Source organism: Streptomyces sp. NPDC007095, from assembly GCF_040634475.1.
In the GTDB taxonomy this organism is placed as follows: Bacteria; Actinomycetota; Actinomycetes; order Streptomycetales; family Streptomycetaceae; genus Streptomyces.
Window position 1 is genome coordinate 13940 of sequence record NZ_JBEYFS010000057.1, and the last position, 25705, is coordinate 39644.

Below are 25705 nucleotides of genomic sequence, written 5' to 3' on the forward strand. Positions count from 1 at the left end.
TCCTCCTCGGCTACGCCCTCGCGCGTGCACTGGACGACGGGTTCCTGGCCGGACGGGCCGCCGTGGGGCTCGGCTGGCTCGCGGCAGCCGGGCTCGGCGTACTCGTCGGCGCGTACGGCACCGGACGGGTGTACGGGGCGGTCGCCGCGCTGGTGGAGCCGCTCAGGGACAGGCTCGTCACCGGCGTGGTGCGGCGCGGGGTGCGGGAGGGGGACCGCGGGGCGCTGTCCGGCCTGACCCAGCAGGTCGAGATCGCCCGGGACACCTTCGCGGGCCTGGTGATGGTCTCGCGCTCGTTCGTGTTCACGTCCGTCGGCGCGCTGGCGGGCCTGTGCTCGCTCGCCCCGCTGCTGCTGCTGCCCGTCGTGCCGCCGCTCGCCGCCGGAGTGGCTCTGTTCGCAGCGACCCTGCGTCCGCTGGCGCGACGGCAGGAGGCGTACCTCGCCGCCGACGAGGCCCTGGCGGAGAACCTGGGCGCCGTCTGCCCGGGGCTGCGGGACGTCACGGCGGCCGGCGCGGAGGACCGGATCGCCGCGGACGCCGGCGCCCTAGCCGACGCCGAGCAGCGGGCGGCCCGCGCCCTGGCCCGTTGGGGCGTGGCCCGCGTCTTCTGTCTCGCACTCGGCGGCCACCTGCCTCTGGTCCTGCTCCTGGCCGGCACCCCCTGGCTCCTCGACCACGGGGTCACCCCCGGCGCCGTGCTCGGCGCGCTCGCCTACGTCAGCCAGTCGCTCCTCCCCGCCCTCACCGGCCTCATCCACGGCTTGGGCACCAGCGGCTCGCGCCTGACCGTGCTGCTGCGCCGGCTGACGCCGCCCCCGCCTGCGGTCTCCCACCCCCCCGTCACCGAACACGCCCCGTACACCCCCCCACCCTGCCCCACCACCCCGGCAGTGCCCCCGGCCCTCGCGCTCACGTCCCTCACCTTCTCCTACGGCCCCGCCTGCGCCCCCGTCGTCGACGACCTCACCCTCGCGCTGCCCAGCGGCGCCCATCTGGCCGTCGTAGGGCCGAGCGGGGTCGGGAAGTCCACGCTGGCCGGGCTGGTCGCGGGACTGCTGAAGCCGGTACGCGGAGACATACGGATCTGCGGGTGCCGGGTGCCGGGCCGCGAGGCCGCCGCCGGGCGCGTACTGATCCCGCAGGAGGCGTACGTGTTCAGCGGCGGCCTCAGGGAGAACCTCGCCCATCTGCGGCCGGATCCCGTCCCCGAGGCGGAATTGCTCGCCGCGGCCGAGGCGGTGGGGCTCACACCGCTGCTCAACGCCCTGGGCGGGACGGGGGCGAGCGTGGATGCCGCGGCGCTGTCGGCCGGTGAGCGTCAGCTCATCGCGCTCACGCGGGCGTACCTGTCGTCCGCCCCCCTCGTCCTGCTGGACGAGGCGACCTGCCATCTGGACCCGGTGGCGGAGGAACGGGCGGAGCGGGCGTTCGCGGCCCGGCCGGGCGGCACCCTGGTGGTCGTGGCCCACCGCATCAGCTCGGCCCGCCGCGCCGGCCGGGTGCTGGTGATGGACGGCCCGCGCACGGCCTTCGGGACGCATGAGGAGGTGCTGCGCCGCTCGCCCCTCTACCGCGACCTCGTGGGTGGCTGGGAACCCGGGCAGCTCTCACAGCCAGCCCTGGCTCTGGGAGATGCGGATGGCGTCGATGCGGTTGCGGGCGCCGGTCTTGCGGGTGATGGCCGCCATGTAGTTGCGCACGGTCCCGTGGGACAGGTGCAGGCTCCCGGCGATCTCCGCGACGGAGGCCCCTTCGGCGGCGAGGGTTAACACGTTCAGCTCCCGGCGGGTCAGCGGCATCTCGGCGGCCTTGAGGAATCCGAACCCCAGCGACTCGCTGACGAAACGTTCCCCCTTAGCGACCTTCCGGATTCCGCGCAGCAGCTGCTCGGGCGTCCCCGTCTTGTCGACGTAGCCGAGCGCGCCCGCCTCCAGGGCCCGTCTCAGCAGGCCAGGCCTGTTCGCAGTGGCAAGTACGAGTAAGCGGGGCAGGACCTGGCCGCCGCCCCGCAGACCTAAATCGCCCAGGGGCGGAATGCCGGCCGTGTCCGAGCAGTCCAGATCCGCCGCGCACACGTCGGGCCGCAACGCGCGCACGTGACGGGACGCCCGGCGCCAGGGGACGTCGTCCACCCGCAGGTCGGGCTCCCGTGACAGCCACTGCGCGAGGACCGATCTGACGAGACATCCGTCGTGCACGAGAAGTACCTGGATCACTGCCGCCCCTTCAGCCTGCCGTACGCCAGTCCTGTGATGCTGAGCGCGTGCCCATTGTTGGGCCCCCGTACCATTTCTGAGCGCGAAGAACCGGCCATCAGGATGCGAGGGGGCGCACGCGCAGCGCCCGCACGCCGCGGCGTGCTTCCGGCAGAGCCGCTTCACCTCGTAGGTGTTCCGATGGTCGTCAACGAACCGGAAGCGGCTCCTCACCGGTTCGCCTCTCCGGCGAGATACTTGGCCGCCTTGCGGAGTATGTCCCGCGCGGTGGCGAGCTTGCGCTCACTTGCCTCGAGCTCGTCCACCCGGGCCTCCAACCGCCACACCCGCTCGTCCGGATCGGCGGACGGCACCGCCCCCCGAGGCTGGGCGCCCGGCTTCGCAACCGCGGCGGTGATGCCACGGCGTTCGCGGTCCCGCAGCGCCCACTCACGCAGGGTGACTGCGGCCGGCCGCGACCACGGCTTGGTCGGCACCACGGCGACGACTGCATGCTGATCATGGTTTCGCCGCCAGGGTCAGATGCACGCCGGCGGGTCGCCGAACGGGATCCACCACGTCCAGCGGTGGTCACCGAGCCGCGCAGACGAACATGAATGTGACGTGATGAAAATAACCATTCAGCTCTATGGGCTGTTGCATGGTGACATTCCGAACCTAGCCTGTGGCGACTCTTTAACGCACCACTGACACCGTGAGGCCGCCCCATGGCATCTGTCGATCAGCTCGCCCCACCAAGCACGAGCCAGAACCGCAGCTCCCTCCGACGGAACGTCGGACTGATCGGACTGCTCTGGGCGTCCGCCGGCTCGATCATCGGGTCCGGCTGGCTGTATGGCGCGAAGAACGCCGTCGTCGCCGCCGGCCCGGCGGCTCTGATTTCCTGGGGCATCGGCGCGGTCGCGATCGTGCTGCTGGCGTTTGTTCATGCCGAGCTGGGTGGAATGTTCCCCGTCGCCGGCGGTACCGCCCGTTACCCGCACTACGCCTTCGGCGGCCTGGCAGGCATGTCCTTTGGCTGGTTCGCCTGGCTGCAGGCGGCGACCGTGGCGCCGATCGAGGTCGAGGCCATGATCGGCTACGCCGGTCACTGGCACTTCGCCCAGAGCTTCCTCAATGACAACGGCACCCTGACGACGAGCGGCTTCATCGTCGCGGTGATCCTCATGGGCGTCTTCGTCGCCGTGAACTTCCTCGGTGTCTCGGTGCTGGCCCGGACCAACAGCGCTGCCACCTGGCTGAAGATCTTCGTGCCGCTGCTCGCCATCTTCACCCTCGCTGCGACCCACTTCCACAGCAGCAACTTCACCTCGCACGGCTTCGCGCCGTTCGGCTCCAAGGGCGTGCTCGCCGCGATCAGCACCAGCGGCATCGTCTTCGCCCTCCTCGGTTTCGAGCAGGCGATCCAGCTGGCGGGCGAGAGCCGCAACCCCAAGCGCGACATCCCTCGCGCGGTGCTCGGCTCAGTGGCCATCGGCACGCTGATCTACGTCCTGCTGCAGGTCGTCTTCATCGGCGCGCTGCCCGGCAGCAGCTTCGCCAAGGGCTGGGACAAGCTCGACTTCGTCGGTATCAGTGGCCCCTTCGCGGGTCTGGCCACCCTTGTCGGTCTGGGCTGGCTGACCGTGGTGCTGTACTTCGACGCCATCGTCTCCCCGGGCGGCACCGGTCTGATCTACACCACCTCCACCTCCCGTATCTCCTACGGTCTGAGCAAGAACGGCTACGCGCCGCGCGTCTTCGAGCGCACGGACGCACGCGGGGTCCCGGTGTACGGCCTGATCATGTCCTTCGTCACCGGCGTGGTCTGCTTCCTGCCGTTTCCGAGCTGGCAGCAGCTGGTCGGCTTCATCACCTCCGCCAGCGTGCTGATGTACGCGGGCGCTCCACTGGCCTTCGGCGCGCTGCGCAGGCGCCTGCCGAACCGTGAGCGCAGCTACCGGCTGCCGCTCGGGGGTGTGCTCTCCCCACTGGCGTTCATCGTTGCGAGCCTGATCATCTACTGGAGCGGCTGGCAGACCCTGGAGAAGCTGGGCGAAGCGATCGTCCTGGGCTACCTCCTGCTCGGCGGCTACGCCCTCTACGCGTCCAAGAAGGGCCTGCCGAACGCTCCGCGGATCAGTTGGAAGTCCGCCCAGTGGCTGCCGGTCTACCTGCTCGGCATCGGTGTGATTTCCTGGCAGGGCACCTTCGGTGGCGGCCAGGGCAACCTGCCGATGTGGACGGACATCGCCGTCGTGGCCGTGTTCTCCCTGGCGATCTACCACTGGGCGATCCGCGTGGCCCTGCCGACCGACGCGATCGAGCAGAACATCGAGGACATCGAGGTCGTCGACGCGGGCGGTCACTGACCCGTCCGCACTGCCTGACACCGGGGCGGTCCCGAAGCGGCCGGTTCCAGGATGGCGCCGCAAGCACACTGTCCCGGCTTTGACTGCTCCCCTCCTTGAAGGGAGGGGATTCCTTCCTTCAGGGCTGAGCGGGGATTCCTGGCTCAGGCCGCCTCTGGGAGCGGCGCTCCCGGTGGTCTTACGCCCTCGGCACCAACCGGGTTCAGACCTGTCCGGACGAGCATCACGCGGGCGGAGTTCTTGTCTCTGGGGAGACGACTCCGCTCGCGGTGCAGGTGTAGGTGCGCCCGGACAACGGCAGTGCGTGCTTGGTTCTCGCTCCGCACGATGCGCGGTCCATGGTGGTGTGTGCAGGATGCACGAGACGGATGTCCCGTCGGTGCTTGCGGCCCATCTCGATCAGGGCCTTCTTCAGATCGGCGCCAGACTGTCGCGCTCATCACCTCGGCTGCTTGACGAAGTCGTGGGGAACAAATAGGCATGAGCGCCCACGCTCATGCGACGTGCGGCTGGGCTCGTTCCACAAAGTGTCCGCGTTCGAAACGGACTCCGCGCGGACGAGAGCCAGGAGGCGGGGCGCACTCACGGCCCGCCATCGCTCCTGGGCGGACTCGACGAGTTTGAAGACCATGGCCAGGGCGGCGGCTGTACTGCCGGCGCCCCAGGTGACCTTGGTCCGGACGCCATCGTGCCCGCGTGTTTCGGAGCCGTCGGGATCGTCAACATCATGGTCGTCAGAGTGCAGTACGTGATCTTCCGTCCGGCTTGTCATAGCTCGATGGTGTGTACGTTGGGGAATCGTTGCCGGTCAGACGTCCGCGATTCGCTGAATTCTGGCACGAGCATGCGCAAGCCGTACTCCAGTGACGTCTCCGACGAGCAGTGGCTCCTGGTCGAACCCGTGATCACAGCATGGAAGGTCGCGCATCCGTCGGTCAGCGGCCACCAGGGCAGATACGCGATGCGGGAGATCGTGAACGCGATCTTGTATCAGAACCGCAGCGGCTGCCAGTGGGACCTGCTGCCCCACGATCTGCCGCCCGCGGGGGCGGTGAAGTACTACTTCTACAAGTGGCGCGACGACGGCACCGACCAGACCGTCCACGACCTGCTGCGGTGGCAACTGCGGGAGAAGAACCGGCGATTAGCCGACCCGAGCCTTCGCCGACGCGGGCCGCCCGTTGCGGGCCCGCGACCTGTGCGAGGCCCTCGACCCGCCGATCCTCCCGAAGCACACCGAAGGCATCCGGTCCAAGCTGAAGCGCCTGGTCGTCCGGGGCGTCCTCGCCGAACCCGAACCCGGCCTGTTCACTCAGCCTCGCACCTGATCTTCGGTCCACCCCGCTGACCAGCGACCTTCACCCAACTCCAAGCCCGAAACGGACATTACCTCGCGTACTGCACTCTGATACAGATGGAGATCGTTGGGCAGTGTCCAGGGCGCGCTCCAGATTCAGCACTGGGGCGCCGGACTGCACCGCGGCCGCCGCCCAGCTTCCGCAGGACCCGGCCGGTCGGCCGACGCGGCCCGAGGATCTGCCGACGCGGCTCGCCACGATCCGCGCAGGAAATGCTGTCCGCCGTCACAGCCCAAGCCCTGGGCTACACCCCCGAGTGCGCCGCCATGCCATTGCGGCGGCGAGGCCGGATTCCCGGGCGGCTGCCGTGAGTTGTTCCAGGACGGTGGCACTGAAGTCTGAAGTCGGTGGCGTGCACGGTGAAACCTTTGCGGGCAAAGAGCAGGGCGTCCCGGCCGTGCCCCGCGCCGAGTTCGACCACCGTGCTTGCGCCGGCGGCACGGAAGGCCTCGGCGGCATGACGTGCGGGTTCGGATGGCTCCGTGCCGTACATCTGCGGGTGCTGGGTGTAGGCCGCCTGCCAGTGGGCGCGCTGGGCATCGGCCACGCGCTCGTCGTTCGGGTTCTTCGGATCGCCCGTGTTCGCCTCGTCGGTGCAGTGGAGGAGGGTGCCGGTGCCCGCACCGGCACCCTCCCCGGGGAGTGTCAGTTCTTGCCGAGGAGCTTGTTCATCTCGGTGATCTCGGCGGTCTGCGCGGTGCTGATGCCGTCGGACATGGACGTGGCGGGTCCGTATTCGCCCTTGTCCTTCTCGGTGGTGGCCATCTCTATGGCGCCCTTGTGGTGTTCGATCATCATGGTCAGGAACATGGTGTCGAAGTCCGCGCCGGAGGCCTTCTCCAGCTTGGCCATGTCCTTGCTGTCCATCATTCCGGGCATGTCGGAGTGCGCTGAGTGGTCCATGCCGGGCATCGACTCCATCGAGCTGTCGGACGTCGGTACGTCCTTGCCCCAGGACTTGAGCCAGCCGCTCATGGTCTGGATCTCCGGGTCCTGGGCCTTCTCGATGCGCGCGGCGAGGTCCTTCACCTCGGCGGAGGAGGCTCGGTCGGCGGCGAGCTTCGCCATTTCCAGGGCCTGCTGGTGGTGCGGGATCATGCCCTGTGCGAAGGAGACGTCCTGGGCGTTGTGCGCTGCGGTGGTGGTGCCGGCGCTCGCGGACGAGGACGCGGAGCTGTGGCCCTCGTGCCCGCTGCTCGCGCTGTCGCTGTCGTTGCCGCAGGCGGCGAGGACGAGAGTGGCGGTGACAGCCGTAGCCGCGAGAGTGGCGCGGCGGGTGAGGGTACGGGTGTTGCGCATGCGGGAACTCCTGCTGTGGGAAAGGGATCTGGATGTGCCGAGGCGCACCGCGTCGCTGAGCAGTGGGCGCGGTGGCGCGCGGTGTCTAGATCCGCAGGAGTTGGAGTTCCGCCAGGGACGGTGGGGCGCGGGCGCCGTCCGGGGCCGGAGCCGCGTACGAGCACACGGTGTCGGCACGTACCGGTACGGCTACCGGGTCGGGAACTAGGGCAGGCAATGCCGGCCCGTCGGTCACTGCACCTGACAGGCAGGTCGAGTCGGCGTGCTGGAGGTGGCCTCCGCCGCAGTGGCCGTCTCCGGAGCAGTCATGAGGGGCGCTGACCGCCGCCACCGTGTCCTGTCGCTCGGCGCGTTCGTGTTTGTGGAGGCCACCGCCGGGAGCCAGGGCGTGCATGCCGAGCAGCCCTGCCAACAGTCCGAGCACGAGCAGCGCCCGCCACCGCCCGACAGGCGGTCGCGGAGCTTGCTGCTGCGGGCTCGTCATCGGGCTCATCCCAGATAGGCGTGAGAGGTCGGTTCAGTGATGGTGTCCGTTGTACATACGGTCGCCGCCGTGCTCGTGTTCAGCGTGAGCGGGTGAGCCGCCGATTATCTGCAGCATCGCTGGGCCGCCGGTGCGCCAGAACTGTACGAGCAGACCCGCGGCCAGCGGGAGGAACGCGATGTTGAGTCAAGTCGTGTAGTTCCAGGTGATCCCCATGTTGGTGGAGGCGATCTCGAAGGCCATGGCCGCGGTGAAGCCGGCGCCCTTGCGGAAGAGGGAGCGCGCGAGGGCCACGGCCGCGTACGAGGAGGAGGACGAGGAACAGCGCCCAGGTGACCTCCCGGGTCATCGATCCGGCGATGGACAGAGCGTGCCCGGTCGCATCCACAGACCCGCACCCTTCCGGAGGCGGTAGTGCTCACGGGGTGTGTATCCCCCCGGGGGTATGTTATGCCGGGGCTCCGGTTCCTACCCGGTACGGCGCCGGCCGCGACGTACGGCGAGACTGCCGACGATGCCGAGCTTCACCACGGCAGCCGTGACGACGAAGCCGACGGCCCAACCAGTCCACCTCGTGTCTGCCAGAACGACCCCGCCCAGCCCCAGATGCGCGACCACGACAGCGGCCACCGCTACGACTGTGGCGACCCCGGTCCACCCGTCATGGCGGCGGCGCAACGCCGCGCCCCGTGGGGGAACCGCGGGAGCCGACGCGGCGGCCTGAACGGCAGGCGCTTCGGGCCGTTGCCAGTCCACCCGCAGCGGATCCCGCCTGCTGAACCTGCTGAGGTGGGTGGTGACGAGGTCCTGCAGTCGCCGCAGACTCTCCTCGTCCGGCGACTGGGCGCGCAGTGTCAACGCGCCTGGGGCTGCCTGGAGGGCGCAGGTGCCCCAAGGCAGGCGGACCGTTCCTTGGGTGTCGGTCCATTCGACGTGGATCTGGTCGGGCCGAATCTCGGGAGATGTGTGGGTCTCGGACGGTGCCTGAGCGTCACCGCCGCGGTGGGTGCGTGGGCGATGGCCCAGATGACGACCCTTGTTGGCGAAGTGCTTGCACAGTTGTACGAGGTAGCGGTTGGGGCGTTCGGTATCGATGTGGGCTTCGGCGGTGAGCATGGACTTCCTCGGCTCGGTCGCGGGCGGAGAACTCAGATCCTGTGGGCGGCGGTCAGCCAGGACCGGAGGCCGTCGGGGTCGGTGGTGATCTCGATCGTGGTGGCCTCGATGGACTCGATCCGCCAGCCGTCGGCGAACGCGGCCTCGATCTCCTCCCGCGTCACCTTGTGTACGCGCCCCCAGCTGCTCTGCTCCCGGTCGCTGCAGCAGAGCATGAAGAAGCGGCCGCCCGGCGGGATCACGGACCGCAGGGCGTCGATGTACGCGGTGCGGTCGTCATCGTCGAAGACGTGGAAGAGGCCGCAGTCGAGCACGGTGTCGAATTGTTCGCCCAGGCCGGCCAGTTGGCGGGCGTCGTGACGGAGGAAGCGAGCCTTGCTGCTGCGGTCGTGTGCCTTGGTCTCGGCGGTGCGCAGGGCTCGGGAGGCGAGGTCGACGCCGGTGGCGTGGAGGCCGAGTCCGGCGGCCATGAGGGCGTGTTCGCCCGTTCCGCAGCCGACGTCGAGAACCCGGCCCCGCAGAGCGCCGACCTTGGCCAGGGCGAGAAACGCTGGTTGCGGCCGTCCGATGTCCCAGGGCGGCGGGACGGCGTAGAGGTCATCGGGCTCATGCGGTGCCAGGCCGCCGGGGCGGTGGGGTGAGCCGGTCATGCGGGTGTCCTTCCCGTCGGGGCGGTGTCCGCAAGGGGCGGGCGTCCAGGTCCCCGTAACAACCCAACTTTTATCGATACACTCTGTCGCTGTCAATCCATTCTGTATCGACATGGGCGGGTCGTATGCTGGGGCGGTGCCGAAGCTGTGGAACGAGACCATCGAGGAGCATCGCCGCGCCGTACGCGAAGCGGTTCTGGAGACCGCGGCGGCGCTGGTGATGGAGCACGGGCTGCGTGCGGTGACGATGTCGAAGATCGCCGGGGAGAGCGGTATCGGCCGGGCCACGCTGTACAAGTACTTCCCGGACGTCGAATCGATCATGGTGGCCTGGCATGAGCGCCAGATCTCCGGACACCTCCACGAACTCGCCGAACTCCGGCACGGCCCCGGCGGCCCCGGCGAGCGGCTCGAACGGGTACTCGAGGCGTACGCGTTCATCCAGCAGCGGCGCCACGGCCACGGCGCGGAACTCGGAGCGCTGTTGCACCGAGGCGGGCACGTCGCCGGAGCGGAGCAGCACCTCCAGCACTTCCTCCGGGAACTGCTGGCCGAGGGTGCGCAGGCCGGGGACATCCGGGACGACGTCTCCCCGGACGAACTGGCGAGCTTCTGCCTGCACGCCCTAGCCGCGGCCGGTGCCCTCGCTTCCAAGTCGGCGGTCCGGCGCCTCGTCGCGGTCACGCTGACCGGACTTCGTCCGCCGGGCTGACGCCGGCCCTGGGTCCGTTTCGGGTGCTCGGAGGGATGGCGATGCGTCTCAGCGGACCTCGACGCGCATCCATGCCGAGCTGCACGTGGCCGGGCACGGGACCGTGCAGCTCGTAACAAGCTTCCGTCGCTACAAGTTGCTCTGGCCGGCTTCCGATGCAGCCAGCTCGTTCACGCGAACGGCGGCCGCAGAGCTGACAAGACTCGGAGGGCGACCCCGCAGCGCCGGGCCCGTCTCACCCGAGCCGGAATCGGGCAGCGGCGTGGACGGCGAGCCGGTGCGTGAGTTTTGCGGCCAGCCGTCGGCACCGCGGGCAGAGCGACACGAGCCCGTGGCTGGTTCCCCGCGCCGGAGCGGAGGTTGGTCATTACCGGCCACTGGAGGTGCCGATGAGCCGGCCGAGGCGTGTCAGGCGGTTGAGGCTGACGCCTTGGGCGGCCATGGCACCGAGGACCACGTCACGATCGAGCAAATCAGCAGCCCGAAGATCGTCGAGAATTCGCGCTGCCTGCTGACGGTCGAACAGTGAGCCTTTGCCAACCTCACGTTGAGGCCGCGCGATGATCAGCTGCGGTGTGCGGCGCCGCTGTCGGTGATCGCTCGGAACAGCTCGCGAGCCCGCTCGCAGAACTGCTCGACCTCCGTGATGTCCGGCTCGTCACCGTCGGCCAGCATCCGGGCCTGGAGTTGCTCGGAGCGCAGCCCGCCGTAGCGGGCCCGCACCTCGGCGGTCACCGGCTGGACCGCGATATGCAGGTGCTTGCGCGCGTCGCGGCCGTGCGACCACATACAGACGTAGGTCTGCTCTGGCCGGCACAACGTCTCCACGACACGAGCGGTATCGCGTAGCAAGGGGCCGAGTTCCGCCGCCGCCGTGTCGTCGAGCTCTGCGATGGCCACGACGTGATCTCGCGGGCCGACGATCAAGGTGCCGAGATTCATCGGACCGACGACGTGGTTCACCACCCACGCAGCGGTCTCGTGCAGGACACCCCCGGGCAATTCCCGGCGCCCGGTCAGAAGGTCACACCCAAGACACCCCGTCACATCCACGCGCACCAGCCTATACAGAGCTCGCAGCGATCCTGTCGAACGGCCAACTTGGTTGTCGAATACGCCAGTTGGTCTGCGCACGCGATGAAGCTCCTGGTAGACGGGTTCACGACCAAGATCGCCTGTACCACCAGGAGCTTCACGTGCTTGTTTACCCCTCGGCCCTCGACCTGTCCACCCGGCACCTGCGGTTCCTGACCGACCGGTTGGCCGCGCATCGGGCGGCGCGCGGGACTCGGTGGCGCCGGCTGTCCGCCGGCCGCCAGGCGCTGCTGGTGCTGGCACACCTGCGCCTGGGGCACACCTACGCGCAGCTCGCGGCCGGGTTCGAGGTGGGTGTGAGCACGGTGTACCGGTACATCACGGAAGCCGTCGGACTGCTCGCGGTGCGGGCGCCCGACCTCGCCACGGCGGTGGCGGCCGCCTGCGCCGGCCGACGACGTCGAGGAAAAGGAACGACAGGCATTCCGGGGTCGTTGGAGTCGATTCCCGTGCGCAGTGCGGCGATCGCCTCCCACAGATGCGCATCCCCTGTCTCAGCAGTCACCCAGCCGCAGTCAGGCTCTCGGCGGCCGTGCGAGGGCGCGGGAGGCCGGGGTCAGTTTCCGTCCTTGTCCTGGGCGCGTTGGTAGAGCTTGGCGATGTTGTTGTCGAAGTACGCGGCGTAGGAGACGTCGTTCTCGTCGCCGCCGCCTTCATGGCCGCCCAGGACGCCGATGACGGTGCCGGTGTGGCTCTTGGGGTCGTAGTCGGCGAGCCAGGGGCTGCCGCTCGTTCCGCCCTCGAAGTCGGTGCACTGGATGCGCAGTTGGGTGTCGCTGAATTTCGTGGTGCGGTTCTGGCAGGAGATCGGGGTGTCACGGCTGGTGGGGTAGCCGGTGATCTCGACTTCGTTGTTGAAGCCGCGGTCTGTGCCGAGGCTGTTGCCGCCCAGGACGTCCTGGATGTCCTTGCCGTCCTTCGGGCCGACCGTGAGGAAGGCGACGTCGAGGTCCTCGTCCTGCGATGTGGCCCAGCGGTCGTCGACGACGACCTTGTTGACCTTCCACAGGCCGGTGGGTTCGTTGCCGTTGCGGTAGTCGGGGGCGAAGACCAGGTCGTCCACCGGCTTCCCGGCGTCGGCGTCGAAGGCGCAGTGGGCCGCGGTGATCAGCATGTTCCGGCCGGGGCTCTGTACCACGCTCGCGGTGCAGAAGTGGGCGCCGTGGTCGTCCTTCTCGAAGACCGTGCCGATCCGGGCGTTCTCATCGGTCCTGCGCGGGGTGTACGCGGTGCCGTCCTGGGCGGGGGCATTCGCCGAGGGGTCCTGGTCCTGAGGGGTCTGGCCCGGCTCGCCGGACTTGCCGTAGCTGCTGCGACCGCTGCTTCTGCTCGGATAGGTCTCCTCCGCGGCGGAACCCACCACTGCGGCTGCCCCCACGATGACCAGCGTCAGTGCTATGCCAGCCTTCATGGAGCGAAACGGTAGCCCAGCCCGGGCATGCTGGTCAGCCCGGGGTGGGGCAGACGGGCTGACCGGTCCCCGACCCTACTCAGGGCGGCCACCGAGCGGGCGCACCCGGCAGCGGTACGGATTCGACAGAGCCGCCGGCCCGTCGCCGCCGAGCGGCCATCCAGGACGTGGTTCGGCCGAACCACTTCGTAGACGTGCTGCCGCGCCTCGAACGGAAGTCCCGGGAGTGTCTCGGTCGAAACACTCCCGACGTCCTACGTGCCCAACTTGCCTGAAGCCGGAGCACCCCATGTGATCTGCATGGACCACCCCGAACCATAGACAATCCTCGCGGACGGGGCATCCGGCCGATGAACTCCCCGGCCGCCACCGGGGGGCGCACAGGCCACGGAACGAGTCCGCTGCGGCCGGTTTGGGGTGGATCGGTGCGGGGACAGCGCAAGGCTCGACGGGCTCCGGAGTCACGTGCGCAGCGTAGGAGTTGGGTCGTAGGTGATCAGCGGTGGTGTGACGGCTGGCCGATGCCGGTGTTGCCCTGCGGGTGGTAGAGCTCTTGGGCGCGGGTCAGGTTGATAGGCCCGTCCTGCTGCAGGTGCAGGAAGAAGCCCAGCTGCCACGCTTGAGCACTGCTGGCCTGGCGGTTGGCAGGGCTTACCCAGGGCGGGTAGACGCGAAAGGCTCGTTTCCCCCCGGAACCGTTTGCTGATACGACGCCATGCTGGCGGAGCGCGTCCATGGGAAAGACGAACTGGCCGAAGTGGTGATCGTCGCGGGTGCTGATGACAAAGAGGTCGACGGGGTCCGTGGCATCGAAGGGCTGGATGGGCCCGGCCGGGGACCTCTTCCAGACGGTGACGAACTGGCCAGCCTTGATGGGGGTCGTCTTGGCGGCGCGAAACCGGACGGCGAGGCCGTCGAGGGTGAACTCGTGGGCAGCGTACTCGGCACTCTCGGCTTCGGGGACCGGCTGTGAGCAGGCAAACCCGCAGCGGTCGTAGACGAGCACCTTCGCCGCGATGAGATCTCCGTGGGCTGGGGAGGTGTCCAACCAGGGTTCGGGGCGGAGATCGGCTGAGCGCTCGCGGTCCGTGGTCATTTGCCCACTCTGTCACGGGCAGTTGGACGCAGCCGTCTTGACCGGGGGGTGACCGCTGTGTGGTCTGCCCCGGGAGCCGAATCTGGGTCAAGGAACGGGCAGTGGACGACACCCATCTCCTGCGCCGTCGACATGGCCGAGCCCGCTGCGAATTGGGTGCTGTGGCTGATGGCCGCCTGCCGCTTGAGCGACAAGGGCGGAGCCATGAAGCATCCGCCGACCCCATTGCCGCAGCCGCTGGCGCCTCTGGCGCGGCGGCACATGGACCCGCGTTCGACTGTGCAGCCATGAAGGGGCTCGGCTGTCGTCGCACATTCCCTCCTGGGTTTTCGTGGTTACGCCACAATGTGTGGCCACGACAAAATGAACCGAATAGGGTATCGGCCATTCCGCAAAATGAAGGGAACCCATTCTTCCAGTTTATTTTTTAATCAATGAGGTTTTCTCGCTGAAGATCACTTTCAGTGGCAGTTGAGAGCGAGGGCTTTGAGACCGCCGTGGAGTTTCCGGGCGGACGGGTCGAGAATCCCGTTGGGATCTCCAAGGACCAGCTGGGCAAGGCGGCCGAAGCGCGCCTCGGCGATGCCCGGTTCGTCCTCGACGAGCTGGGAAGGCGCGGGTGGAATCTCGACAAGGTCGGCATGTTCGGCCACTCCTTTGGCGGCTTCACCGCCGCTGAGCCCGGATCCACCGGCTTGATGCCGGTGGATGGTTCACCCAGAAACGAAGAAGTGCCTTGCGACCTGCGATGATGGGGTTTTTCTAGGACCACATCAGGCAAGATCGACAAGGCACTTCCGAGATGCAACTCTTCCCATGCCGCGGCGGCGGTCTCATCCGCGTTCGACGACCCGAACCTGATCGCGTACGGCGGACTGGAGCCGGTGGTGCGGCTGGCCGAGCGGTGCGGTCTGCCCAAGCTGGCCGGCGAGCACGTCCGGCTGCCCGCCTCGAAGGACGGCACCGGCGCCTTCCCAGCGGCGAAACTGATGTCGCTGGTGGGCGGCATGGCCGCGGGCGCCGACAGCATCGACGACATGGACCGGCTGCGGCACGGCGCGATGGGCCGCCTGTTCTCCGGAGTGCGGGCCCCGTCCACGCTGGGGTCGTTCCTGCGCTCCTTCACCCACGGGCATGTGAAGCAACTGCACGCCGTGGCCCGCCGGTTCCTGCACGAACTGGCCCGTCACACCCCGCTGCTGCCCGGCGCGGACCAGGCCGCCTACGTGGACATCGACGACACCATCCGCCGCACCCACGGCTACGCCAAACAGGGCGCCGGATACGGATACAGCAAGGTCAAGGGCCTGAATGCACTGCTCGGCGTCGTCTCCACACCCCTGTCCGCCCCCGTGATCGCCGCCACCAGGCTGCGCAAGGGACCCTCGAACTCCGCGCGCGGGGCGGCAGCGTTCGTCGCTGAGACCATCCGCACCGCACGCGCCTGCGGCGCCAGCGGCCTGCAGGTGCTGCGGGCGGACTCCGCGTTCTACGGCGCCGACGTCATCAACGCCTGCCGGGCCCTGGGTGCCCGCTTCTCCATCACCATGCGGATGAACGCCTCCGTCAAAGCCACCATCGCCCGCATCGACGAGGACGCCTGGACACCGATCAAATATCCCCAAGCGGTCTGGGACGAGGAGGGCCAGTGCTGGATCTCCGACGCCGAGATAGCCGAGATCCGCTACACCGCTTTCACTTCCAAGCCGAAGAAACAGCAGGTCACCGCCCGACTGATCGCGCGCCGCGTCAAGCGCCTGAGCGCCGGTACCGTCCCCGCCGGGCAGGGCACGCTCTTCGATACCTGGCGCTACCACGCCGCGTTCACCGACTCCCCGCTCGCCTTGAGGGATGCCGAGCGTGATCACCGCCGGCACGCTGTCGTCGAGCAGGTGATCGCCGATGTCAAGAACAGCGGCTTCGCCCACGCGCCGTCCGGTCATTTCCAGGCCAATGCCGCGTGACTCGCCCTGGCGGCCCTGGCACACAACCTGACCCGCGCCGCCGGCGCCCTGGCCTCCGCGTTCCATGCCAGGGCGACCACCGCCACCATCCGTGATCGCCTGATCAACGTGCCCGCCCGCCTGGCCCGCTCCGCCCGCCGCCTCACCCTGCACCTGCCCGAGCGCTGGCCCTGGAGCGAGGACTTCACCCAGCTGTTCAGCACGGTGCATGCACCGCCGGCCCTCTGACGCTCCCTGACCGACCTGCCCGAAAGGGCCCGAGACCTGTGGACAGAGTGGAAGAGCTGGGCAGACCAGCGGCCACCCCATGCCCGAATCCGCAACTCAGCCCCAACACGGCCTGCACGACCCCGAAACGATCAACCGGGAATCAAGCCGGTGGATCCGGGCTCAGGCCATGCTGGACGATCAGCGGATCGACGCGGGTATGAACATGGACGGCCATCTCTTCACCGACCTCGGGGAAGTCGCGGAACGCGGCCTTGACCGTGCGACCAAGGACGCCTCGAAACCAGTGCACGTTGCCTGGTAAGAGTTTTCCCCGATGCTCTGCTCCACCGACACTTGGCTTTCTCTTCTGGTGACTACCGTGTGGGCCTTCCCGTACGCCAGGGGATCTGGTGTGTCCGAGCGCTTCGTTCGCTTCAGGACGGCGGAAATCTTGATTCCAGGCGGCCATAAAGGTCGCGTGCCAGCCGACCAGGCTCCGGTACCATGCACGCTGCCGTTCCCAGCATTTGACACCTCCACCGAAGATGGCCGCGGCGCTGGCAACGGTTCCCGGATGGCCGGCCCAATATCCTGCGCGAAGTATGGACTGGAGGTTCTGGTCGGCGGCGGAGGCCCAACGCTGATGATCACCGGTGTCACCAGGGGGAGCCCGCAGCATGACCGGCACCACGGAGGCCCTTGGCGGGTCGGCTGCAGTCGACGATGCAGCACGAAGCGTCACGCGCCCGTTCTACCGCGCTCGCACTCGCCCGCCAGATCAAGGCCCACACCCAGCACCGCCGCGTCATCTTCACCGTGTACGAGATGAAGCGCCTCGGCCGCGACGCCGCCGAACTCACCGCGCTGTGGTGAAAGCGACGTTGCCCGGGACTTTCAGCATCCCGGGTGACGGACCTGCACGGTGTCGCGTGCGGCGAGGGCGTCCTCCAGGCGGGCGCGAAGTGCCGATTCGGTTCGCAGAACTTGTTCTCACTCAAATGGGGATGATGAGGTCCGGCTGGATCTGCTCGGAACCCGGCAGCGCTGGGCTGTGGCCACGGTATCGGTCAGTCCGCGGTTCCAGGCGTACTCTGAGGCTGTCGAGGCAGCCCGCGCCGACTTCGCCGCCCTCCAGCAGCGCGACCACAGCCCCAAGTAGTTACTCAGCGCTACACGCCACCTGGCGGTAGCTATACGAGAACAGGGCCCACAAAGGGCAAGCGGTGGCCGTACGCCTGTACTGAGCGCAAGCCGCTGTCGTACGACCCCCCGTCCGGCGCGGTGCGGATGGTCTAGCAGCAGCACGCCGTTTCGGTTGAAGGGCCGCAGCCGCTCGGGCAGCGGCCCTTCCGGCGCAAGTCGGTTCCAGGTGCTATCCCAGGTCGAAGGTGTTGGGCAGCCCCAGCTGGTAGCGCACCTCGTCGACCCGCTTCAGGGGCTCCATCTCCGGAGGCCGGAACAACTCCCAGATGTGACACCGTTCGGCGCCCGAATTATCCGCGTCCAGGAGTGCGTTGACGGCGCGGCGCGCGGACTCGTTGGCGCCCTCCATGGTCGCCAGGTCCACGTCCGTACGGACGTAGTCGCCCGCGAGGAAGAAGTTCGGCACCGCTGTCCTCGCCGACGGGCGGTGGTAGAGGGTGCCGGTGGGGTGGATGAGGAGTTGTTCGCGGTTCTGCGGATCGGGGCCGCCGAGGCCGGTCACTGCCGGGTCCATGAACCAGCCGAGCCGGTCCTCGTCCCTGAGTGTTGTCTTGCCGGAGTCGTTCAGCCCGTCCTTCAGCTGGGCCCACAGTTCGGCGACGATCTCGTCCTTGGTGCACTCACGGGCCGTCTTGCCGTACAGGATGCCGGGCTTGTCCCACTCGGAGATGATCGTGGACAGGCACTCGTGGGCCTGCCCGTCTCCGTAGTCGCGCGAAAAGTCCCGTACGTCCCAGAACTGCATCTGGCCGATTCCGGTGACCGCCCACGGTGAGTCGAGGCAGTTGATGTGGCCGTGCACGACGGGGGTGGGCGTGCGCAGGTAGAACATCACGCCGGTCATCCAGTCCGTCTTCAGCGCGTCGCACCGCCCGAGCTGCGGGTCGGCGGCGCGCAGGGCCGGGCCCCAGGTCACGCGCGCGTGCTCGACCGGGAGGGCGCAGACGTAGTGGTCGGCGGTGATGGTGCGCTGCCGACTGCCGTCGCGCGCCGCCACCCGTACGCCGGTCACCCGGCCCCCGTCGTACACCACCTCCCGGACCTCGGTGCCGAGCACGAACTCGACGCCCAGGGAGCGCAGATGCCTCTCCCAGGGGTCGATCCAGGCCTCGCTGGTCGGGGCGTTCAGCACCCGGTCGATGTCCGCGTCGCCGTCCATGCCGCGGCCGAGCAGGCCCCACAGGATGAGGGCCTCGATGATGACGCGGCCGACGGTGCGGGTGGAGGCGATCTCGGCGCGGGTGGCGACGAGGTTGCGGGTCTGGCCGATGCCGAGGAGCACCTGGTACTCGCGGCTCATCTCGCCGGCCCGGATGAAGTCCCACCATGCGACCTTCTCCCACTGGTCCTCGCGGCGGGCGTCGCAACTGGTGAGGTGGACCAGGAGGCGGTCGGCGAAGTAGGCGGCCTCATTGGCGGGCAGGTGAGTGGCGAGGTCCAGCACCGACAGGATCTGGTCGCGGATCCAGGACGGGGTGAGGTCGCCGGGGGCGGGCGGGGTGGTGACCCGGCGGAGTGGGAAGTGCAGGTCCGGGCGGCCGGAGCCGCGCGCGAACAACGCCTCCGTACCGCTGCGGAGGTTGCCGTGGACACCGTTCACGTTGCCGGGGAAGGGGATGCGGCGCATGGTGTCCGGCAGATTCCGGTAGAAGCCGGGGAAGAAGCGGAAGCCGTGCTCGCCGGGAAGCGGCTTGCGGCCGCCCGTTCCGGTCCCAGGGACGTCCATTGAGCGGGCCTTGCCGCCGAGGGCGTCGTAGTACTCGTAGACCGTGACCTCGTAGCCGCGTTCGGCGAGTTCGTGGGCGGCGCTGAGGCCGGAGACTCCGCCGCCGAGGACGGCGACGCGCTTGCCGGAGGAGGCCGCGGCCGCGCTGCCGGCAGCCCCTAAGGCGCCGACCGCCCCCCCGCCGACGAATCCGGCGACCGTTCCCCCGGTCGCCGTCAGGAAGCGTCTGCGGCTGTGTCCGTTGTGCCCCTGGGACTGCTGCGCGTGTTCTGCTGTCATGAACACCGGAGGGTAGGGAGGGGCTCCGAAAGCCGGAAGCCCTATTGCCTGCCACCCACAGCATCCCCACAAAGGGGTCTGCCTGCGGCACCAGCGCTGGCTACACGGCGGCGACCAGCATCACCTGGACGTGCTCCCCGAGATACTCCACGCCGACTTGCGGCACCACCGACTCGTCTGCCGCCGCAAGGCCCCGTTCACCGCCCTGGACTACCTGTGCGCCCGCGCGATCACAGCGAACTGGCTCCGAGCGTCTGAGCCACTCACTCTCCGGCAGCGCTGGACCCGACGCCTGGATGCCATCGCCGAGGACGCCTACGGAGACCCCCACCGCCCCACCGAGGACCGCATCGAACTCGTCACCTACCCCGAAACCGTTGCCCTGACCCGCCTGCTCGCCTCGCCTCACCGGCGCGATCACAACGACCTGCATTCCGAAGCCGCACACCGCCTGGCGATCGAAGCTTCCGCCTGACCTCACCCCCGACCAGCCCGGACAGAACGCGCACGACAAGGCAGCGCACAATGATCGGCATGGGTGCACGAGGGCGGTGGCGTCGAGCAACAGATGAGGGCGCTTCCCTCAGCGGGGAGGTCCACGGGCTCCGGGGAGTAGTCGACGTGGCCCGAAAGCAGGAGCCCAGTAGCATGAGGCACGCATCCCGGGTCGATCATGCCGACCGGCGGCGCACCCGGATCGATCTTGCGAGGAGCGGTCGTGCGTGACATCGCCGTGTTCAGCGGTAGTGCCCATCCCGAGCTGGCGGCAGAGGTCTGCGCCCATCTCGGCGTGCCCCTCAGCCCGACCCGGGTCAGCCGGTTCGCCAACGACTGCCTGGAGGTCCAGCTCCAGGCCAACTGTCGCGAGCGCGATGTGTTCCTCGTGCAACCGCTGGTCACCCCCGTGCAGGAGCACCTCGTCGAACTGCTGATGATGTGCGACGCGGCGCGTGGTGCCTCCGCCGGGCGGATCACCGTGGTCATGCCGCATTATTCGTACGCGCGTTCGGACAAGAAGGACATGCCGCGGATCTCCATGGGCGGGCGGCTGGTCGCCGACCTGCTGGTGGCGGCCGGGGCCAGCCGCGTCCTCGCGATGACGCTGCACTCCCCGCAGGTCCACGGGTTCTTCTCGGTGCCGGTCGACCATCTGCACGCCCTGCGGGAGCTCGCCGCGCACTTCCGCGGTCACGATCTGTCGCGTACGACGGTCGTGTCGCCGGACCTGGGCAACGCCAAGGAAGCCGCGGCCTTCGCCCGGCTGATCGGCGCCCAGGTGGCCGCCGGTGCCAAGCAGCGGTTCGCCGACGACCGGGTGAGCATCAGCTCCGTCATCGGTGAGATCACCGGGCGCGATGTCATCGTCCTCGACGACGAGATCGCCAAGGGCAGTACGGTCCTCGAACTCCTGGAGCGGTTGCGCGAGTTGGGGCCGCGATCCATCCGGGTCGCCTGCACCCACGGGCTGTTCGCGGCGGGCGCGCTCAAGCGGCTGAGCGAGCAGGAGGACATCCTGGAGATCGTGTGCACCAACACCGTGCCGGTGCCGGACGAGGAGCACACCGAGAAGCTGCGGATCCTCTCCATCGCCCCGGCGCTCGCCGAGGCCGTGCGCCGCATTCACAACGGTGAGTCCGTCAGCGCCCTGTTCGACGCGCCTCCGAGCGAATAAACAGGAAGAGCGACCCTTCCTGACCTCGTTCAGTGCTCGGCACCTCGCTCGGCCCCCAGCCAGGAAGCGGCGCAGCAACGCTCGGCGTCACCCAGGTGATCAGGAGGGCTCGCAGTGGCGAAGGCGAAGTTCGAGCGGACCAAGCCGCATGTCAACATCGGCACCATCGGGCACATCGACCACGGGAAGACGACACTCACGGCGGCCGTGACGAAAGTTCTGCACGACCGGTTTCCCGACCTGAACCCCTTCACGCCGTTCGACCAGATCGACAAGGCGCCCGAGGAACGCCAGCGCGGCATCACCATCTCGATCGCCCATGTGGAGTACCAGACGGAAGCCCGGCACTACGCGCACGTCGACTGCCCGGGGCACGCCGACTACATCAAGAACATGATCACCGGAGCCGCACAGATGGACGGCGCGATCCTGGTGGTCGCCGCGACGGACGGGCCGATGCCCCAGACCAAGGAGCATGTGCTGCTCGCCCGGCAGGTCGGCGTCCCGTACATCGTCGTCGCCCTCAACAAGACCGACATGGTCGACGACGAGGAGATCCTGGAACTCGTCGAACTCGAGGTGCGTGAGCTGCTCACCGAGTACGAGTTCCCCGGCGACGACGTTCCGGTCGTCCAGGTCTCCGCGCTCAAGGCGCTGGAGGGCGACCCGAAGTGGAGCGCCTCCGTTCTCGAACTGCTCGCGGCCGTCGACGAGTTCGTGCCCGAGCCGGTCCGGGACGTCGACCGGCCCTTCCTGATGCCGATCGAGGACGTCTTCACCATCACGGGTCGCGGCACGGTCGTCACCGGCCGGATCGAGCGCGGGGTGCTGAAGGTCCACAACGAGGTCGAGATCATCGGCATCCACGAGCAGAAGACGAAGACCACCGTCACGGGCATCGAGATGTTCCGCAAACTCCTCGACGAGGGCAGGGCGGGGGAGAACGTCGGCCTGCTGCTGCGCGGGGTCAGGCGCGACGACGTGGAGCGGGGGCAGGTCGTGATCAGGCCGGGTTCGGTCACCCCGCACACGCAGTTCGAGGCGCGGGCGTACATCCTGTCGAAGGACGAGGGCGGACGGCACACGCCCTTCTTCGACAACTACCGCCCGCAGTTCTACTTCCGCACGACGGACGTGACCGGCGTCGTGACCCTTCCCAGGGGCACGGAGATGGTCATGCCGGGCGACAACACCACCATGAACGTGCAGCTCATCCAGCCCGTCGCCATGGAGGAGGGCCTGAAGTTCGCCATCCGGGAGGGCGGCAGGACGGTGGGGGCGGGGCAGGTCACCAAGATCCTGCAGTGAGCGAGGGGGAGCCGGCCGAGGTCGGACTGTCCGGTCGGCGACGGTCATAACGTGCCCGACGTGGCCTCCGGCTGCCCCAGCGCCGCGTCCAGCGACGCCGAGGGCGGCAGGAGCCGGGCCAGTCCGGTCACCTTGAGGACGCGCAGCGTCAGCGGCCGGGTGCAGACCAGGTGCAGCCGGCCGCCCCGGTCGAGAACGCGGCTCCTGGCGCGGTACAGCAGACGCAGCCCGGAGCAGTCGAAGAAGTCCACTGGCCGCAGGTCGATCACGATCTGCGGCTCCGGGTGCCCCGTGAGGGCGTCCAGGTGGGGCGTGATCTCCAGCGCCGCGAGGATGTCGATCTCCCCGTGGAACTCCAGCACCGTGTGACCCCGTTCCCGGCGGACGCGCAGATGTCGGGTGGGCGGTGCGGGGTCGTGCGTCACGGCGACATCGCCTCCAACCGGCTGCTGACCCACTCCTGGTGGCAGGGTCCGCAAAACCGTTCCCTGCTCTGCAAGTTACCCTCGTTGGAGTGAATTGCAGCATGTTCGATTGACATATTCGAGAAGTCGACTTAGCAGTGATCGTTCCTGACGGCAAACGCGCAGGTCACAGGGTTGAGGCCCCGGAGTGATGCGGGGCTCTTGCTCTACCCGTGCTGAGTGTGTGCTGACCTGGAGGCACCTGTGATCACCTCAGGAAACCTGTCCCGTGCGGGGCCGGTGCTGATCTCCTTGTGGATTCCTGTTTCGAGGCGTGGCGTTGTCGGGCCAGTCGACCACTGCGTCTGTGTGTAGCGGAGCGTCGTCGCAGATCCGCCACCGCAACGCGCCGTCGGCGTCGGGAGAGTAGGTGTCGGTCCGTGAGTGCGAGGCTCGCGCGAATCACGGTGCGCCTCTGTGGCCCGGACGTGGCTGCTCACGCCATCTTCACTCGCTCGAAGCCGCTCGCGGAAACAAGCCTGCCCCTCCGTGACGTTCTCGATCTTCGTGCCGAGGAGGGGAAGGTGTCGGGCCTGAAACTGTTCCACACGACGCATCACGTCGAGTGCGTCGCGATCCTTGATTCCTTGGCGCCAATCGGCTTACTCACCCTAATCTAACGCAGGGCGCACAGCAGGTTCTTGGTCTGCTGGTGGTACACGCTCACCGTCGCCTTTGACCTGCGGGAAACGGTGGAATCGTCTGCTGCTGAGCCGAGTTGGTCCGCACGTGGTCCGGATCTTGGTGCGTGATCTGTGGTGTTGGTGTGCGAGTCCTGCGGTACGACATGGCACATCTCGTAGAAACCGTCCAAGGGCGTCCAGTTGATCCATAACGGGGGCGTAAGTCCAGGTCAGAACCCTGCGACGCGTGAGCGTCCATGGGGCTCGTGACAGGGAAGTGACAGAAAACGCGCTGCGGGACCCCCGCGAGCTAGCCCGGCCGAGGGTCCGGTCGCGTACTGCGGCCTGCTACCCATTCGTTGCGACCGTGGCCCCGGGTGTGGCCGTAGAACCGCGATGACCTGCTCCCTGAGCAGGGTGCGAAGGCGCTCGTGGATGGGCTGGTTCTTCTGCTCGGCGTGCAGGAACCAGCTAGCGGGGCATCAGCCGGGTCCGCCCAGCACGATCTTCCACACTCGGGTCGCCACCTGGAGGTTGAGCCGGTCCTCGACGTTCGCGAGGTCGTTGCTGCTGATGTCGCGGATGCGCTGGAGCCGATAGCGCAGCGTGCTGCGGTGGATTGCGAGGGATTCGGCGGTCTCGTCGTAGTTGCCGCCGCAGTCGAAGTACCGGGACAGGGTCTCCACCATGGCCGTGTGGTGCCGGGAGTCGTAGTCGATGAGCTGCCCGAGCCACTCGTGGACGAACGTCTCTAGTTCCCGGTAGTCGTTGCCGGGTCCCAGGATGCGGTAGAGACCAAGCTCGTCGAAGAACGTCGTGCCGTAGCGCTCGCGGGAGTGGCGGCGCACTTCCAGGGCGCGCTGCGCCTCCTGGTAGCGGTGGGGGATGTCGTCCAGGGAGTCGCAAGGGGCGCTCACTCCGATCGTCCCGGACCGTGTCCCGGTCTCCCGGGCGAGCGCCTCGTACAGCGCGCGGGCGTGCGGCCTGTCGTCGGCGACCAGGACCACGTGGTCGGAACGTCGGGTCAGCAGCGAGCGCATGCCCACGGCAGAGGCCGCCCGGCCCACGGTCTGCGCGAAGGAATCGTCCGCAGTCCGGTTCGACCACTGCACCACGACGACGTAGTGGCTGCGGTGCAGGTCGTGTCCGACTGCCTCGGACCGGGCGTAGGCGCTCGCCTCGTCCGTCCCTGCCAGGAGGTCGTCGACCAGCTCGCGGTGCAGCCTCAGCTCCACTTCGGCCAGATTGCGCAGGTGCGTCATCTCCGGGGCGAGTGACGTGGCGGCGTGTTCCAGCGCGAGCACGGTGTGCTCGTCGGCCTCGTCCCGGGCATCGACCAGGGCCAGCACGCCCAGGATCTCGCCGTGCGGGCGGACCAGGGTGATCAGCCGGTCCTTTATCCGCACCGGCCCGGCCTGACGGGCGACGGCGTGCAGCATTTCGTCCTGGCGCACGGGGTCCGGTTCGGGATAGGGGTCGGGGCGGCTGGGGCCGGTCCAGGACCTCAGCCGACCGAAGCGGTCCTCGACCAGCGCGGGGAGCCCAGTGAGCCTGTGCAGTGCGCGGGTGATGGCTTCCTCGCCGCCGCTCGAGGCAGCGACGTCGGCCATGAGCGCGTGAACGGCTCGCTGGTACCCCAGCTCAGCCACGACGGAGATCAGCTGCCGCTGGAGGGCTGTGCGTTCGTCCCTCAGTCGGTGCAGTTCCAGCGCGTCCTCGCGTTGGCGGCGGTGTGCGAAGGCGACTGACAGTGCAGCAGCGGTGTGCCGGACGAGCGTGGCGAGCAGGGATCGCTCGGCCTCGGTGGGCCGGGAGCGGGACGTCACCACGAGGTAGCCGTGGAGTCTCTCAAGTCCGCGTAGCCCCAGGGCCCAGCCCCAGGGCCGGCCGGGTACGGTCACAGGGCCGTCTTGCCCGTTCAGCTCCCGCACCCTACGGTCCACGGCTGAGGCACGGATCTGCCCGTCCCGCGGCCTGGGGACCAGCTCGCCGTCCACCCTGAGGTATCCGGCCTCGGCGCTGTAAGGCCCTGCGGCGGCTATGTGGTCCATGGCCAGGCTTAGGATCTCGCCTTCGTCCGGGGTGTCGAACAGGGCGAGGGAGAGCACCATCAGTTCGTGGGGGGCATGGTCGGCCGGGGTTGGAGCGGGTGAGCGGGGCCCTCTCCGCGCGGCCGTGGGATGCCGCCCGCCGCTGCCCCGCGGAAGGCTGCCCTCCCGGTCGGAGCGGCGGCGATACACGTTGTGCGCCCGGCTGCCGGCCATGGGATCACTCCGTTCTCCTCAAGCCTACAGGCGGGCGGTGGTACCCGCTCGCGGGCCGGCTCATCCGAGATGTTCGGATTCTTCCTCTCGTACTCGTGGGGCGACCGGACCCGTGCATTTCTGACTCGCCAGGCGCAGGCGTGGAGCCACTCGGCTCGCCACCCTGGGGAGTGTTCGAAACCGTCCGTGCGCACCGGCAGG

Annotated in this window: 22 protein-coding genes and 7 pseudogenes; 13 read left to right on the forward strand and 16 right to left on the reverse strand. The window is 68.6% G+C overall.

Annotated features, from left to right (window positions below; genetic code table 11):
• Nucleotides 1-281 precede the first annotated feature (281 nt).
• A pseudogene (locus tag ABZ656_RS20770) lies at nt 282-1328 on the forward strand (ATP-binding cassette domain-containing protein); the annotation flags it as partial.
• A 282-nt stretch (nt 1329-1610) separates the two neighbouring features.
• Here the strand turns inward: ABZ656_RS20770 and ABZ656_RS20775 are convergent.
• Nucleotides 1611-2219: a response regulator transcription factor gene (locus ABZ656_RS20775; protein ID WP_180362221.1), complete on the reverse strand. Its 609-nt coding sequence runs from the start codon at nt 2217-2219 to the stop codon at nt 1611-1613.
• 209 nt (nt 2220-2428) lie between these two features.
• Nucleotides 2429-2698: a hypothetical protein gene (locus ABZ656_RS20780; RefSeq protein ID WP_360269687.1), complete on the reverse strand. Its 270-nt coding sequence runs from the start codon at nt 2696-2698 to the stop codon at nt 2429-2431.
• Nucleotides 2699-2926: 228 nt separating this feature from the next.
• Between ABZ656_RS20780 and ABZ656_RS20785 the strand changes: the two genes are divergently transcribed.
• Nucleotides 2927-4570 carry an APC family permease gene (locus ABZ656_RS20785; protein ID WP_101402524.1) on the forward strand — a complete coding sequence of 548 codons (1644 nt, stop codon included), beginning with the start codon at nt 2927-2929 and terminating at the stop codon, nt 4568-4570.
• Between the two features lie 143 nt (nt 4571-4713).
• Here the strand turns inward: ABZ656_RS20785 and ABZ656_RS20790 are convergent.
• Both ABZ656_RS20790 and ABZ656_RS20795 read right to left on the reverse strand, forming a co-directional pair.
• Nucleotides 4714-4982: pseudogene (locus tag ABZ656_RS20790) on the reverse strand (zinc ribbon domain-containing protein); the annotation flags it as partial.
• 27 nt (nt 4983-5009) lie between these two features.
• Nucleotides 5010-5252, reverse strand: a pseudogene (locus ABZ656_RS20795) (hypothetical protein); the annotation flags it as partial.
• 162 nt (nt 5253-5414) lie between these two features.
• Here ABZ656_RS20795 and ABZ656_RS20800 point away from each other — a divergent pair.
• Together ABZ656_RS20800 and ABZ656_RS20805 are read left to right on the forward strand one after the other, a co-directional pair.
• A pseudogene (locus tag ABZ656_RS20800) lies at nt 5415-5732 on the forward strand (transposase); the annotation flags it as partial.
• Between the two features lie 19 nt (nt 5733-5751).
• On the forward strand, nt 5752-5898 hold the full coding sequence (locus ABZ656_RS20805) for a hypothetical protein (protein WP_180362222.1): 147 nt from the start codon (nt 5752-5754) through the stop codon (nt 5896-5898).
• A gap of 274 nt (nt 5899-6172) precedes the next feature.
• Here ABZ656_RS20805 and ABZ656_RS20810 read toward each other — a convergent pair whose 3' ends face one another.
• From ABZ656_RS20810 to ABZ656_RS20835, 6 genes and pseudogenes are all read right to left on the reverse strand, one after another.
• A complete protein-coding gene (locus ABZ656_RS20810; RefSeq protein ID WP_360269690.1) occupies nt 6173-6475 on the reverse strand; it encodes a hypothetical protein in 303 nt (100 codons plus the stop codon).
• Between the two features lie 98 nt (nt 6476-6573).
• Nucleotides 6574-7227, reverse strand: coding sequence for a DUF305 domain-containing protein (locus ABZ656_RS20815; protein ID WP_360269692.1), 654 nt, complete (start codon nt 7225-7227; stop codon nt 6574-6576).
• A gap of 85 nt (nt 7228-7312) precedes the next feature.
• On the reverse strand, nt 7313-7711 hold the full coding sequence (locus ABZ656_RS20820; protein ID WP_360269694.1) for a DUF6153 family protein: 399 nt from the start codon (nt 7709-7711) through the stop codon (nt 7313-7315).
• Nucleotides 7712-7918: 207 nt separating this feature from the next.
• Nucleotides 7919-8099 (reverse strand): annotated as a pseudogene (locus ABZ656_RS20825) (permease); the annotation flags it as partial.
• An 80-nt stretch (nt 8100-8179) separates the two neighbouring features.
• Nucleotides 8180-8827 (reverse strand): DUF2218 domain-containing protein, encoded by a 648-nt coding sequence (locus tag ABZ656_RS20830; protein WP_360269696.1) that lies wholly within the window; start codon nt 8825-8827, stop codon nt 8180-8182.
• Nucleotides 8828-8859: 32 nt separating this feature from the next.
• Complete coding sequence (locus ABZ656_RS20835; protein ID WP_360269697.1) at nt 8860-9477, reverse strand: class I SAM-dependent methyltransferase; 618 nt, start codon at nt 9475-9477, stop codon at nt 8860-8862.
• Nucleotides 9478-9613: 136 nt separating this feature from the next.
• Between ABZ656_RS20835 and ABZ656_RS20840 the strand changes: the two genes are divergently transcribed.
• Nucleotides 9614-10189, forward strand: a complete 576-nt coding sequence (locus ABZ656_RS20840) for a TetR/AcrR family transcriptional regulator (RefSeq protein WP_101402529.1) — start codon at nt 9614-9616, stop codon at nt 10187-10189.
• A gap of 564 nt (nt 10190-10753) precedes the next feature.
• Here the strand turns inward: ABZ656_RS20840 and ABZ656_RS20845 are convergent.
• On the reverse strand, nt 10754-11089 hold the full coding sequence (locus tag ABZ656_RS20845) for a hypothetical protein (RefSeq protein ID WP_360269700.1): 336 nt from the start codon (nt 11087-11089) through the stop codon (nt 10754-10756).
• Between the two features lie 296 nt (nt 11090-11385).
• Here ABZ656_RS20845 and ABZ656_RS20850 point away from each other — a divergent pair.
• A pseudogene (locus ABZ656_RS20850) lies at nt 11386-11658 on the forward strand (transposase family protein); the annotation flags it as partial.
• A gap of 182 nt (nt 11659-11840) precedes the next feature.
• Here ABZ656_RS20850 and ABZ656_RS20855 read toward each other — a convergent pair.
• Nucleotides 11841-12695: a trypsin-like serine protease gene (locus tag ABZ656_RS20855; protein WP_360269702.1), complete on the reverse strand. Its 855-nt coding sequence runs from the start codon at nt 12693-12695 to the stop codon at nt 11841-11843.
• Between the two features lie 496 nt (nt 12696-13191).
• A complete protein-coding gene (locus tag ABZ656_RS20860; RefSeq protein WP_101402532.1) occupies nt 13192-13791 on the reverse strand; it encodes a MepB family protein in 600 nt (199 codons plus the stop codon).
• A 464-nt stretch (nt 13792-14255) separates the two neighbouring features.
• Between ABZ656_RS20860 and ABZ656_RS20865 the strand changes: the two genes are divergently transcribed.
• From ABZ656_RS20865 to ABZ656_RS20880, 4 genes and pseudogenes are all read left to right on the forward strand, one after another.
• Complete coding sequence (locus ABZ656_RS20865) at nt 14256-14543, forward strand: hypothetical protein (protein ID WP_360269704.1); 288 nt, start codon at nt 14256-14258, stop codon at nt 14541-14543.
• A 30-nt stretch (nt 14544-14573) separates the two neighbouring features.
• Nucleotides 14574-15983: pseudogene (locus ABZ656_RS20870) on the forward strand (IS1380 family transposase).
• Nucleotides 15984-16152: 169 nt separating this feature from the next.
• Nucleotides 16153-16287: a hypothetical protein gene (locus ABZ656_RS20875; protein ID WP_360269706.1), complete on the forward strand. Its 135-nt coding sequence runs from the start codon at nt 16153-16155 to the stop codon at nt 16285-16287.
• Nucleotides 16288-16688: 401 nt separating this feature from the next.
• On the forward strand, nt 16689-16838 hold the full coding sequence (locus tag ABZ656_RS20880; RefSeq protein ID WP_360269708.1) for a hypothetical protein: 150 nt from the start codon (nt 16689-16691) through the stop codon (nt 16836-16838).
• A 499-nt stretch (nt 16839-17337) separates the two neighbouring features.
• On the opposite strand, the gene ABZ656_RS20885 is transcribed toward ABZ656_RS20880, so the two are convergent.
• The gene (locus tag ABZ656_RS20885) at nt 17338-19173 is read right to left on the reverse strand and encodes an FAD-dependent oxidoreductase (protein WP_360269710.1); all 1836 of its coding nucleotides are present in this window, start codon (nt 19171-19173) and stop codon (nt 17338-17340) included.
• 130 nt (nt 19174-19303) lie between these two features.
• On the opposite strand from ABZ656_RS20885, the gene ABZ656_RS20890 reads away from it, so the two are divergent.
• From ABZ656_RS20890 to tuf, 3 genes are all read left to right on the forward strand, one after another.
• The gene (locus ABZ656_RS20890; RefSeq protein WP_101402535.1) at nt 19304-19648 is read left to right on the forward strand and encodes a hypothetical protein; all 345 of its coding nucleotides are present in this window, start codon (nt 19304-19306) and stop codon (nt 19646-19648) included.
• A gap of 243 nt (nt 19649-19891) precedes the next feature.
• Nucleotides 19892-20845, forward strand: coding sequence for a ribose-phosphate pyrophosphokinase (locus ABZ656_RS20895; protein ID WP_054234269.1), 954 nt, complete (start codon nt 19892-19894; stop codon nt 20843-20845).
• A 114-nt stretch (nt 20846-20959) separates the two neighbouring features.
• On the forward strand, nt 20960-22153 hold the full coding sequence (gene tuf / locus ABZ656_RS20900) for an elongation factor Tu (RefSeq protein ID WP_360269713.1): 1194 nt from the start codon (nt 20960-20962) through the stop codon (nt 22151-22153).
• Between the two features lie 44 nt (nt 22154-22197).
• On the opposite strand, the gene ABZ656_RS20905 is transcribed toward tuf, so the two are convergent.
• Nucleotides 22198-22578, reverse strand: coding sequence for an anti-sigma factor antagonist (locus ABZ656_RS20905; protein WP_101402537.1), 381 nt, complete (start codon nt 22576-22578; stop codon nt 22198-22200).
• Between the two features lie 1144 nt (nt 22579-23722).
• Nucleotides 23723-25504, reverse strand: a complete 1782-nt coding sequence (locus ABZ656_RS20910) for a helix-turn-helix domain-containing protein (protein ID WP_360269715.1) — start codon at nt 25502-25504, stop codon at nt 23723-23725.
• Nucleotides 25505-25705 lie beyond the last annotated feature (201 nt).